Raw genomic sequence first — 12,045 nt, forward strand, 5'->3', positions numbered from 1 at the left:
TGGACCGTTCGCCATGAAGACACCGCCGGACCCAGGCATGTGACAACGGGGCTGAAGGCCCGGCTTCGGGTTTTCCCCACCACGGGCGGGGCTGGGCACCACCCTTGGGCCGGGTGGTAGGGCCATGGGGCCTGGGTTCGGGATCCGATTGGCTGGTCAGCGTCAGCAGGCGGTGGTCCAGCAGCCCGAACCGGAGGTTCGAACCATGCGTTCTCTTGAGGCCGGTACGAAGCGCACAACAACCAAGGCCGGTAAGAAAAAGACGTCAGCCGCCGCCCTCGCGGCAGCCGCGCTGGTCGCCGCCGTGCTGCTGCCGGAGGCGGCCTCCGCGGCCTCCGGGCACCGCGCCGCACGCGCCGAATACACCCGGGCCGAGCTCGGCCGCGACGTGGCCGCCGTACGGAAAGCGGGTGGCGGGGACGTGAATGTGCTGGCCAGGGTCGACGGCCTGCCCGGAGGACGGGTACAGGCCCGCCTCGGCACTGTGTCGGCCGGTTCCCGTGCCCCCGTGCCGTGGGACTCGCACTTCCGGACGGCCTCCACCACCAAGGCGTTCGTGGCCACCGTGGTGCTGCAACTCGCCGCCGAGAAGCAGCTCTCGCTGGACGACACCGTCGAGCACTGGCTGCCCGGCGTGGTCTCCGGCAACGGCAACGACGGCTCCCGGATCACCGTGCGCGACGTGCTCCGCCAGACCAGCGGGCTGTTCGACTACATGGACGACCCGGCCATGCAGCAGAAGCTCCGCGAGCACTTCGACGAGAACCGTTACAACGACACCTCCGCTCACGACCTGGTGGTGTCGGCCTTGGCCCACAAGCCGCTGTTCGTGCCGGAGGCCGGCCGCACCCGCTGGGCATACTCCAACACCAACTACCTGCTGGCCGGGATGATCGCCGAAAAGGCAAGCGGCACCGGCTGGAGGGAGTTGGTCGAGCACCGCATCATCGCCGGACTGGGCCTGCGCCAGACCTCGGTGCCCGGTCTCGACCCGTTCCTGCCCACGCCGTACGTGAGCACCTATCTGACCGGCACCGACGGCAAAAGGCTCGACGTCACCACGAACAGCTACCTGCACACCGCCGACTCCGGAGTGGTGAGTACCACCGCGGACCTCAACACCTTCTTCCGTTCGCTGGCCGACGGCCGCCTGCTGCCGGCCGAACAGTGGCGGGAGATGCGGCAGACCGTACAGCGCACCGACGACCCGGACGATGTCGCGGAGCTGCCCCAGGGTACCTACGGCCTGGGCCTGCGCGAGATTCCGCTGTCCTGCGGCGGCCACTACTACATGCATGAGGGCGACGGGTTCGGCACCTACACCCGCCCCGCAGTCAGCTCGGACGGGCGGCGTGCGGTCACCATCTCCGTCACCACCACCTCCGGGATGCCGGACCTGCCTACGCTCAACCGGGCCACCGGCACCCTGATCGACCACGCGCTGTGCGCCGCCGGACGGTAGGCACGGCGGGCGCCGCGCGACGGCACCACGCCGACCGGCCCCATCGAAGTGATGCGCCGTCAGCTCGACGGCCGTCGGCGCTGGTCGTCAGATCCGTCGTCCTGTTTCCATGACCCGCCGGGTCGGCCGCTCACGCGGCGCACGCGGAGTTCGACCCTGCCCGCGGTGCCCTCGAACCTCACTTCGGCGTGTTCGTCGGGCCCCGCGTCGGCGCGTTCGACGCCGAAACCCTGGGCGGGGGCCCACGACCCCAGCCGCACCACCGCGCCGTCGCACTCGGCGATGACCGTCCCGCCCGGAGTGGAGACCACGTCCTTGAGCGTGGTGGCGGAGGGACCTCCCGTGGACGGTGAGGGCGTCGGAGTCGGTGCGTGCGACGCCGTGCTCGGGCCGGCGGATGGTGAAGCCGTCGCCGCGGCGAGTTGCCGCTCGTCGTGAAGCCGTTCACCGCCGCCCGACTCGAGGCGCGGCGCCCGCACCCCGGCGGAGACGGCCTTGGCCGTCCGCGCCGAGGTTCTCGCCGCACTGGGCCGACCGTACGGACCAGGTCCGCAGGCTCATGGGCTGGTCACCCCGCCGCGTCGAGGGCCAGCCACACCCGGTCGCGAGTGAGCGGGAGTTCGGTGAAGCGCAGGCCCGTCGCGTCGCGCAGGGCGTTGGCGAAGGCCGGGGCGACCGGGTTGAAGGGGCTCTCGCTCATCGACTTGGCGCCGAGGGGGCCGATGGCGTCGGCGGTCTCCATGAAGTGGACCTCCGTGCGCGGGATGTCGGCGTACTGAGGGAGGCGGTAGCGGCGGAAGGCGGCCGTCTCGACCTCGCCGCGGGCGTCGACGCGCACGTTCTCGAAGAGCGTGGCGCCCAGCGCCTGGGCCACACCGCCCTCCACCTGGCCGCGGCACTGCATGGGATTCATCACCTTGCCCGCGTCGGCGGCATGCACACTGCGCAGGATGCGGATCTCGCCGGTGCCGGGATCGACCGCGAGCCGGAACCACTGCGCGTTGAAGGCGACCGAGCGCGGGGTGCCACCGAAGTGCCCGTCGGCGGCACAGGTGACACCGACCGCCCTGGCCGCCTCGTACAGCTCCTTCAAGGCCAGGCGGCCGCCCGGATACGCCACCGCCTCCTCCACGAGCCGGCAGTCCGCGCGCGGGACGCGCAGGGTGGCGGCGGCGAAGTCCAGCAGCATGTCCGCGAGGGCACGGGAGGCGCGCAGGGTGGCCTTGCCCGCGACCACCACGCCGGTGGAGGCGAAGGCACCGGTGTCGTGCTTCACGACGTCCGTGTCGGACTGGCGGACGGTGATGCGCTCGACGGTGGTGGCGAGTTCACCGGCCGCGATCTGGCGGTGCACCGTGGTCGTGCCATTGCCGAACTCGGCCGTGCCGACGGCCAGGTCGAAGGTGCCGTCGGGCAGCAGCGCGGCCCTGGCATCGGCGATGTGGCCACCCGGCGGACCCGTCGCGATCATCGCGAGCGCGGCGCCCTCGCCGAGCAGCCAGCCGTCCGGGACGGGCTCGGACACAGGCTCTTCCTGGGCACGGCGGACGATGCCGATGCACTGGTCGAGACCGTAACTGGCGATGTGCAGGTCCTCCTCCTCGCCGTCGGCGGTGATCATCGGCTCCCCGGGTCCGATGATGTTCCTCGCCTTGAACTCCAGCGGGTCCAGGCCCACCCGGCGGGCGAGTTCGTCGAGGGCCGACTCGACCGCGAACATGACCTGCCCGAGTCCGTAGCCGCGGAAGGCACCGGCCGGGACGGTGTGGGTGTAGACCGAGAAGGCGTCGACCTTCTTGTGCGGGGCGCGATAGACCGCCATCGACTCGCCGACGCTGTGGAACATCACCGCGGGACCGTGATTGCCGTACGCGCCCGTGTTGGAGACGACCCGTAGTTGCAGCGCGGTCAGGGTGCCGTCGCGGCGGGCTCCCGCCTTCACATGGATCGTGAACGGGTGCCGGGTGGTCGCCCCGTAGAACTGCTCGGCCCGCGTGTACTCCAGCTTCACCGGGCGGCGCAGCCGCAGCACCGCGAGGGCCACGATGTCCTCGACGAGCATCTCCTGCTTGCCGCCGAAACCACCGCCGACCCGGCCCGCGACCACCCGCACCTGCTCCGCGGGGAGGTCGTACAACGCGCACAGGGCGCGCCGCGTCAGGAACGGGGTCTGCGAACTGGTGCGTACGGTCAGCCGGCCGTCCTCGTCGAACCAGGCGACGGCTCCGTGTGTCTCCAGGCTCGCGTGCTGGACACGCTGGGTGCGGTAGGTGTCCTCGTAGACGGTGTCGGCCTCGGCGAACCCCGCCTCGACGTCACCGATCTCGCCGTGCGCCTCACCGACGACGTTCTCCTGGGGACGGGAGATCCGAGCCGTCGCCGCGTCCTTGTCGTGCACGACCGGTGCGCCCGGCCGCATCGCCTCCTCCGGGTCGACGACCGCGGGCAGCACGTCGTACGTCACCTCGACGAGGCGGCAGCCCTCCTCCGCCGCCCGCTCGCTGTCCGCGACGACGGCCGCGACGCGCTGGCCGATGTAGCGGACGGTGTCGTCGAGGACGCGGGTGTCGTCCGGATCTTCTTCCGGGTGCTCGTGACGGGCGGTGGAGAAGTGCCGTTCCGGCGCGTCGTAGTGGGTGAGGACGGCGTGCACGCCTGGTACGCGCAGGGCGGCGGAGGTGTCGATGGCGAGGATGCGGGCGTGGGCGTGCGGGGAGCGCAGCAGTTTCATGTGGAGCATGCCGGGGATGTCGACGTCGAAGGTGTAGCGGGCGGTGCCCGTGACGACCTGCGGTCCGGCGGGGGCCGGAAGGTTGCGGCCCACGGCCTCGCCGGCCGAGGGAGCCTCGGCGTGACACACCCCTCGTACGGCGTCCTCGATGGCCCGGTAGCCGGTGCAGCGGCACAGATTGCCCTTGAACGCCCGGGGAAGATCGGCCAGTTGATCGGCGTCGAGCGCCGCGGTCGTCATCAGGAACCCGGCCGTGCAGAAGCCGCACTGGAATCCCTGCGCGTCCAGGAACTTCCGCTGTACGGGGTGGAGTTCGCCGTCCTCGGAGGCCAGGCCCTCGACCGTGGTGACCTCGCGGCCGTCGGCCCGGAAGGCGGGGAAGAGGCAGCTGTGTACGGGCTCGCCGTCCACGTGGACCGTGCACGCGCCGCAGTCGCCCGCGTCGCAGCCCTTCTTCACGCCGAACCAGCCGCGCTCACGCAGATAGGTCCGTAGGCACTGGCCGGGGCGTGGCTCCTGTGTGAACGGCCGGCCGTTCACCTCGATCCCGAACGTCACTGCGGCTCCTCACCGTGGGACAGCTCGCGGCGGATGTCCTCCGCGTACCGGAACGTCATGTGCCGCCGCCATGCGGGAAGCCCATGGATGTCGTCGAACCACTCGTCGTCGGCGACGGCCGCGTCGATCGCCGCACGCAGTCCGTCCGCCGTCGGCGGCAGCGGGAACCACAGCCGGACCGGGCGGACGGTCGAGGCGGTGATCGTGATCGCGAGGGAGTGGTCGACCGGGTCCAGGGTGCCGATGACCAGTGCGCCGGAGCGGCCGAGCCCGTACAGGGACGCCTGCCGGAACGCCGTACGGCAGGCGAGGGCGCGGGCGGGCAGGGTGACGGACCGCAGCAGCTCGCCCTCGGCCAGGACCTTGCGGCCCGCGCCGGTCACGAAGTCCACGACGCGGACCCGGCGGCGTACACCGTCCTGGGCGTGCAGCAGGCACTCTCCGTCGAGGGCGGCGGTGAGGGAGATCATCGGGCCGGCCGGGAGGGAGTTGCAGAGGTTCCCGCCGACCGTGGCCATGTTCCAGATCTTGAAGGAGGCGAGGAACGCGCGGCAGCACTGCTCGAACAGGGGTGCCGCCTCGCCCCGAGTCTCCCTCGCGAACCGGGACAGCTGGGCGATCGTGCAGGTAGCGGCGATCTCCAGCGAGCCGTCCGGGTGCGGTTGCACCGGTGTCCAACCGGTCCGGCTGAGGTCCACCAGCCGCCGCAGATGCGGCTGCGGCTCGGAGAACAGGTACGTCCCGCCGCCGAGCCAGGCGTCGCCCGGCCGCCAGGGCGCGGGATGCCGTGCGTCCCGTATCTCCACCACGGTGTTCAGGTCCATGAGCGCCAGTGAAGCAACGCGAGCGGGCTCCGGACGACTGGTTCACGACACGGAAACGCCGAGTTTTCCGGCGGGTGTCCTGGAGGATCAACCAAGAGGCATACCGTTCGTCCCGCCTTGCACTTACGATGCGATCACTCGCATGCACCTGGTGAATGTGAGATGCCGGGCACGCGCCCTCGTGCCCGGCTGCCGCACAAGGAGCCAGAGCACATGCACGTCGACCACCTCCTCAAGGACGAGTCCCTGGGCCTGCGCCTGCTGTGGGCCGAGGAACCACAGCTGACGCGGGAGATCAGTGGGGTGACCGCCACCGACCTGGAGGACCCCGCCCGTTTCGTGCGACCCGGCGAGGTCGTGCTCAGCGGACTGGTGTGGTGGACGGCCGAGGGCGGGCGGGACAAGGCGGAGCGGTTCGTGGCCGCGCTGCGCACGGCGGGCGCCGCTGTACTGCTGGCGGGCGAGGAGACCCACGGCTCCGTGCCCGACGATCTCATCGAGGCGTGCGCGCGGCACGGCGTCCCGCTGGCGGCGGTCCCGGCCCACATCATGTTCCGCGCGATCACCGACACCGTGTACTTCCAGCAGTGGGGCGAGCTGAACCGCCTCCACGCGCTGCCCGAGAACGTACGCGTCCGGCTGAGCCGACTCGTCGCCCAGGACGCGGGCCCCGACGTGGTCGTCGCGTCCGCCTTCGCCCACGTCGACCGGGCGACCGCGTATGTCTTCACACCCGCCGGGCGGACCGTCGCGGCCACCGAGAGCGCGCGGCCGGTTCCGGCGCGGGAGGCCGTCGCGCTGCTGGCCAACGGCGCGGGGATCACGGTGTCCGTCGACTCCGACGCCGTCTCGCCGTACGAGCGCTGGCACCTGTATCTGCTCGAGCCCGGTGGTATCCCGCCGCGCATGCTGCACGAGATCGCCGCGATCCTGGCCCGCTGCCAGGAGTCGCGAGCCCGGCGCCGGGCCGCCGAACACCAGGCGGCGGACGAGCTCGGCACCCTGCTCTCCGTACCCGGCGCCGAGGCCGCCGCCGTGGAAGGAGCGCTGCGGACCTGCGGGCTCCCGGCCCAGGGCCCCTACCGGGTGATCGTCGCCGAGACGGGATCGCAACGGGCGGGACCGGCGGAGGGGGCGCTGACGGAGGCGGTCGCCCATGCGGGGCCGGGGCGCGCGTCCGTGGGGCGGCTGCCGGACGGCACGGCGTTCGCGGTCGTACCGGAGACGGAAGACGCCGCAGGGGGATGCGCGGAGTTCTGGCCGCTTGTCGCCGCCTGTGAGCCGTCCCTACCGCTGCACGGCGGTATCGGCTCGCCCGCCGCCGGGCCGCAGGAACTCAACGAGGCGCTGGCCGAGGCCCGTTACGCCCTGGCCTCGGCCCGCACCACCGCCCCCGACTCCTCGTCAATCGTCGACTCCTCGTCCCTCACCGGACTCGACACCCTGCTGACCGGGATACCCGCCGAGGTCCGCACCGCCTACAGCCGCACCGTCCTGGGCCCCCTCCTGGACACCCGGAACGCCTCAGCCGCCGCACTGCTGAAGACCCTGGAGACCTTCCTTGCCCACGACGGCTCATGGGCCCGCACGGCGGAGGTCCTGCATCTGCACGTCAACACCGTGCACTACCGGATCCAGCGCATCGAGCACTTCACCGGCCGCGACCTGTCCCGTCTCTACGACCGTCTCGATCTCTGGGCCGCTCTGCTGTGCCGTACGCCATCGGCTACGAGCGATCCACGTGCACGCTCGTCGACTTCACCCGCGCGGTGACCGTGACACCGACCGCGAGGTCCAGCTCGTCGACCGCCTCCCGGGTCACGAGCGACACCACCCGGTGCGGCCCTGACTGGATCTCCACCTGCGCCACGACGTCGTCGGCCGTCAGCGCCGTGACGATGCCCGTGAACGCGTTGCGCACCGACGTGGGCGGGCCGCCGCCGGTGCCGCGTTCGTCCTCGACCGCACGCTCCCGCGCGAACCGGGCCAGCCCGACGCCGTCGATCACCCGGTTCCCCGAACCGTCCCGCCCCATGGGAAGCCGGCCCCCGTCCGCCCAACGGCGCACGGTCTCCGGACTCACCCTCAGCAGGCGCGCGGCCTGGCCGATGCTGTACGACGGCACACCGGCACCCTAACCGTGTCACGGCCCGAGCCCCCGCGCTCCTCGGATCCTCGCCGACGGCCGGGCCGAACGTCGGCCCGAGGGCGCGGTGAGTGTCTACATGCGCAGCATCCGCTGTGTGATCTCCCGGTACTGCCTCAGCGCGTGCCGGAGTTCTTCCGGCTGTGTCCCGGGGTCCTGGTCCTGCCAGGTCGCGTGGAGAACGCGCCGCCGTTCCGCGAGGGTGCTCATGAGCTGGGCGGTGACCGCGTCGAACGCGGTCTCGGCCTCCTCCAACGCCTCACGTGGGCTGTCGGCGAAGGTGTTGAGGGCGTGTTGGAGGCGATGGGTGAGCTTGTCCCGTTCGTCCGACGGGATCAGCGGCTCGGGGCCCGGCGTGCGACGCCCGGCCGTACCGGGCTGTTTGTCCGGGGGCTGCTGGGCGCGTGACTGGTCGTACATCATCGAGTGCCACTTTCCTGTACGTCGTACCGGCCGCGTCGGTTTCGTCGCCCTGGGCGGGGCCGCGCTCCGCACCGTGCTGTCAGTCAACGCCGGGCAACCGGCGGTGTCAACGTGATGTCCACAGGGGCGAGTTCCGGCGGCTGGGCAGCGGTCGAGGGGGAGGAGGAAACCGGGGCGGCCCAGCCGTGACCGCGGTCGTTCACAAGACGCGGCCCGCGGCCCCGAGTGCGGTCGCGCCGCCCGGGACGGGAGTGAGAAGAGCGCCGCCCGTGATCTGACGGGATAATGGCGAGCACCATGGCTGGGATCGAGGAGAGCGGCCAGGGGTCGACCGTCGACTGGGTCGATCCCATGGGCGACCCGTTTCTGCGCACGCGGTTCGCCCCGCCGGCGAGGCCCGTCACCTTCCTGCGGCGGGAGCGGCTGGTCGAACACCTGGACCAGGCGCTGCTGACCCCGCTGACGGTCGTCAACGGAGCGGCCGGGGCGGGGAAGACCCTGCTGGTCGCCGAGTGGGTCACCGGGCTGGCGCAGCCCGTCGCCTGGTTCACCGCCGACACTGCGGATCAGCAGCCCGGGATGTTCTGGGCGTACGTGCTCCAGGCCCTGCGGTCCTCGGGCGTGCCGATCCCCGGCGACATCCGCTGTCCCGCCGACGGGAGCCGGGTGGACCGCACACTGCTGGCACGGCTCGCCGCCGAGCTGAGCGGACGCGACCGGCCGGCGATCGTCGTGCTCGACGAATACGACCGCGTGAGTGCGCCGGAGATCGCGGAGCAGCTGGAATTCGTCCTGCACCATGCCGGACCGGGGATGCGCCTCGTCCTCGTCACCCGCACCGAGCCGCTGCTGCCGGTGCACCGTTACCGGGCGGCCGGTGACCTGACGGAGATCCGGAACGCGGAGCTGGCCTTCACACCCGAGGAGGCGGCCGTGCTCCTGGAACGGCACGGCCTGCGCCTGCCCGCGCACGCGGTGGGGGCGCTCGTGGACCGCACCGGCGGATGGGCGGCCGGCCTGCGGCTGTGCGCCCTGGCCGCGCGGGAGAGCCAGGATCCGGAGAGATACCTGAAGGAATTCGAGGCCGGGCGCAGTACCGTCGCCGACTACCTCCTGGCCGAGGTGCTCAAGCGGCGCACCGCCGAGACCCAGGACCTCCTGCTGCGGGTCAGCATCCTGGAGCGCCTCTGCCCCGATCTGGCCAACGCGCTGACGCAGCGCACCGACGCCGAGCCCCTTCTGGCCGAGCTGCACCGCGAGAACGCGTTCGTCGAGGACCTCGGACACTCGTGGTACCGGCTCCACCCGCTGTTCGGGGAGATCCTCCGGGCGCATCTGCGGGAGCGCTGCCCTGGACTGGAGCCCGAACTCCACCGGCGGGCCGCCCGGTGGCTGCTGCGCTCCGGATTCCTCCCCGAGACGATCGCCCATGGCGCCGCCGCGGGCGACTGGGAGTTCACCGCCGGCGCCTTCGTCGACGGCCTGGCGATCGGACAGCTCTTCACCGGTCTGCGCCGTGACGAGCTGGCCGAGCTGTTCTCCCGGATGGGACCCGAGGCCACGAGTCCCGCGACGGACGTCGTCCGAGCGGCCCGGGACCTCTCCCAGTGCGACCTCGACCGCGGTCTGGCCCGTCTGCACCACGCCGAGGCGAGCCTGGCCGCGGACGTGCCCGACGCGGCCACCGACGTGCCCGGCCCGGCGGCGGCACGGCTGAGCTGCGCGCTGCTGGAGGCGCTGGCGGCCCGTCTGGCCGGGTCCCCGCTCCAGGCGGAGAGGGCCGCGGAGGCGGCCGAGGAACTGAGACAGGCGGTTCCCGCCCACCTCTTGGGGCAGCATCCCGAACTCCTCGCTCTGCTGCTGACCCACTTGGGCTCGACGCGCCTGTGGGCCGGGCGTTTCGAGGACGCCCGCACCGCGCTGTCCGCAGCGGCGGGCTGTCCTGGCGGGGCCTCGACGGCGCTTCCGCGAGAGGAGTCCCTGGGGCACCTGGCGCTGATCGACTACCTGAACGGCTGGCTCGGCCGGGCGGAGCGCAAGGCACTGGCGGCGACGACCGACTCGGAGCGCTTCGGTCTGTGCGGGTCGTCCGGCTCGGACATCGGGCGGATGGTCCTGGCCGCCGTGGCCGTCGACCGGCACGAACTGGATCACGCCCAAGCCCTCCTCGACGAGGCGGTCGGCTCGCGTCCGGCGACACGGGACCCGGTGCCCGCCACGGGCCGGTCCCTCGTGACGGCACGTCTGCTGCTGGCCCGAGGCAAGTTCCGAGCCGCCCTGGCGGCGGTGGACCCGGCGGTCTCCACGGACGTGGCATCGCCCTGGGCGCAGGCTCATGCCGCCCTGGTCGCCTCCGCCGCCCACCTGGCCGAGGGCCGGCCGGACGTGGCCGCCGAGGTACTGCGACAGGTGCCGGACGACCAGCCGGCCTGTGTGGTGGAGGCCGCGCGGGCCCAGCTGGCGGCGGGCCGCCCCGCCGCCGCGCTCGACCTGCTCGACCGACTGCGCGCCGAGGGTCCGGCCGGTCCGGCCGTGACCGTGCGGGCCACGCTGACCCGGGCGCAGGCCGCACTCGAGGCGGGTGACTCCGCCGCCGCGCGCAAGCTCGTGGGCCAGGCGCTCCTGGAGGCCCGGCGCGAGCGGCTGCGGCGACCTTTCCTGGAGGCCGGACCGTGGATCCGACGTCTCCTGGGCACGGCGCCACTGCAGCCACTGGCCGCGGGCTGGTTGACGACAGGCGACGCGCCCCGGCTCGAAACGCCCGCACCACTCGTCGTGCAGGAGCTGAGCGAACGCGAACGCGACGTTCTCCGGCGACTGGCCCAGATGATGTCGACGGAAGAGATCGCGGCCGACCTCTGCGTGTCGGTGAACACGGTCAAGACCCACCTCAAGAGCGTCTACCGGAAACTGGCGGTGAACCGGCGCAACGAAGCGGTCCGCCGGGCGCGCGAGCTGCGACTGCTGTGAACCCGTACCGGTGACCACCCTCGCCCGCCACGGGTGAGGCGCGGGACGAGCCGTTCGGATGCGATGGGAGGAGCGGCACCACGCACCTCCCGACCGGGCGGGGCGCCCGGAGCATCCCGAATCCGGCGATGCGGCCGATGCCCCTCGTTCCGGTGCGCCGAATCGGAGAGAAGGCCTTGATGTCCCGGACCGAACCCGCCGTACCCTCAGCGGCCGACGCCGACCACCGGGAGCAAGCCGACTACACCGGTGGTGTCTACGGGTCCATGCTCGCCGCATCGGTGGTGATCGGCACCGGCACGCTGGGCTCCTTCCCGCACGTGGAGCTGGCGGTGTTGCTCCTGGGCACCGGCGTGGCGTTCTGGATCGCGCACGTGCACGCCCAGCTGTTCGGGGCGCGTCTGGCCCGGCAGGCCCTGGACCGGAGGACCGTCGTCGAGGTGTGCCGCGCGGAGTGGCCGATCGTCAAGGCCGCCGTCCCGCCGACCGTGGCCGTGGCCGTCAGCCCGCTCCTGGGCCTCGGCCTCCAAGGCACCTTCTGGCTGGCGCTCGCCGTCGCCGTGGCCGGGCAGGTGGGCTGGTCGGCGGCAGCGGCACGCCGCGCGGGCGCTTCCTGGCGCCTCACGGCCCTCACTGCCTCGATCAATCTGCTGCTCGGCCTGCTGATCATCTCGTTCAAGCTCGTCCTGACGCATTGAAAGGTCGTTCAGAGCCCATGCGCTACGAGATCCGTATCGAGGGGCACATGACGGAGACGCTGACCAAGGCGTTTCCGGAGATGGATCACGTGGTGATGTCCGGTCAGACCGTCCTGTTCGGCCCCGTCGTCGACGAGGCGCACCTGTACGGGCTGCTGGCCCGCTGCCAGTCGCTGGGACTGCACGTCATAGAGATGCGCCGGCTACCGGAGTGACTGGGCGTGAGCCGTCCC

General features: G+C 72.1%; 10 protein-coding genes. 5 read left to right on the plus strand and 5 right to left on the minus strand.

Translation table 11 applies throughout. The features are described from left to right. The first annotated feature begins 205 nt into the window (after positions 1-205). Positions 206-1,462 carry a serine hydrolase domain-containing protein gene (locus ACIRA5_RS33810; RefSeq protein ID WP_403697377.1) on the plus strand — a complete coding sequence of 419 codons (1,257 nt, stop codon included), beginning with the start codon at positions 206-208 and terminating at the stop codon, positions 1,460-1,462. A gap of 59 nt (positions 1,463-1,521) precedes the next feature. Here the strand turns inward: ACIRA5_RS33810 and ACIRA5_RS33815 are convergent, their stop codons facing one another. From ACIRA5_RS33815 to ACIRA5_RS33825, 3 genes are all read right to left on the minus strand, one after another. Further along, positions 1,522-1,773 carry a hypothetical protein gene (locus tag ACIRA5_RS33815; RefSeq protein WP_403697379.1) on the minus strand — a complete coding sequence of 84 codons (252 nt, stop codon included), beginning with the start codon at positions 1,771-1,773 and terminating at the stop codon, positions 1,522-1,524. Between the two features lie 257 nt (positions 1,774-2,030). Next, positions 2,031-4,751 carry a molybdopterin-dependent oxidoreductase gene (locus tag ACIRA5_RS33820; protein ID WP_403697381.1) on the minus strand — a complete coding sequence of 907 codons (2,721 nt, stop codon included), beginning with the start codon at positions 4,749-4,751 and terminating at the stop codon, positions 2,031-2,033. Beyond that, a complete protein-coding gene (locus tag ACIRA5_RS33825) occupies positions 4,748-5,575 on the minus strand; it encodes an FAD binding domain-containing protein (RefSeq protein ID WP_403697383.1) in 828 nt (275 codons plus the stop codon). The genes ACIRA5_RS33820 and ACIRA5_RS33825 overlap by 4 nt, the downstream gene beginning before the upstream one ends. Positions 5,576-5,788: 213 nt before the next feature. Here ACIRA5_RS33825 and ACIRA5_RS33830 point away from each other — a divergent pair, with 213 nt between their 5' ends. Then, positions 5,789-7,348, plus strand: coding sequence for a PucR family transcriptional regulator (locus tag ACIRA5_RS33830; RefSeq protein ID WP_403697385.1), 1,560 nt, complete (start codon positions 5,789-5,791; stop codon positions 7,346-7,348). Here ACIRA5_RS33830 and ACIRA5_RS33835 read toward each other — a convergent pair. Together ACIRA5_RS33835 and ACIRA5_RS33840 are read right to left on the minus strand one after the other, a co-directional pair. After that, a complete protein-coding gene (locus ACIRA5_RS33835) occupies positions 7,302-7,700 on the minus strand; it encodes a molybdopterin-binding protein (RefSeq protein WP_403697388.1) in 399 nt (132 codons plus the stop codon). The genes ACIRA5_RS33830 and ACIRA5_RS33835 overlap by 47 nt on opposite strands. A gap of 96 nt (positions 7,701-7,796) precedes the next feature. After that, entirely contained in the window at positions 7,797-8,144 is a 348-nt protein-coding gene (locus ACIRA5_RS33840; protein WP_403697391.1) for a hypothetical protein, read from the minus strand. 297 nt (positions 8,145-8,441) lie between these two features. On the opposite strand from ACIRA5_RS33840, the gene ACIRA5_RS33845 reads away from it, so the two are divergent. The 3 genes from ACIRA5_RS33845 (at position 8,442) to ACIRA5_RS33855 (ending at position 12,027) form a co-directional block, all read left to right on the plus strand. After that, the gene (locus ACIRA5_RS33845) at positions 8,442-11,114 is read left to right on the plus strand and encodes a LuxR C-terminal-related transcriptional regulator (protein ID WP_403697394.1); all 2,673 of its coding nucleotides are present in this window, start codon (positions 8,442-8,444) and stop codon (positions 11,112-11,114) included. Between the two features lie 179 nt (positions 11,115-11,293). Further along, positions 11,294-11,812, plus strand: a complete 519-nt coding sequence (locus ACIRA5_RS33850) for a hypothetical protein (protein WP_403697397.1) — start codon at positions 11,294-11,296, stop codon at positions 11,810-11,812. Positions 11,813-11,829: 17 nt separating this feature from the next. Beyond that, complete coding sequence (locus ACIRA5_RS33855; RefSeq protein ID WP_403697399.1) at positions 11,830-12,027, plus strand: hypothetical protein; 198 nt, start codon at positions 11,830-11,832, stop codon at positions 12,025-12,027. Positions 12,028-12,045 lie beyond the last annotated feature (18 nt).

The organism is Streptomyces sp. NPDC096311 (assembly GCF_044763085.1).
Lineage (GTDB): Bacteria > Actinomycetota > Actinomycetes > Streptomycetales > Streptomycetaceae > Streptomyces.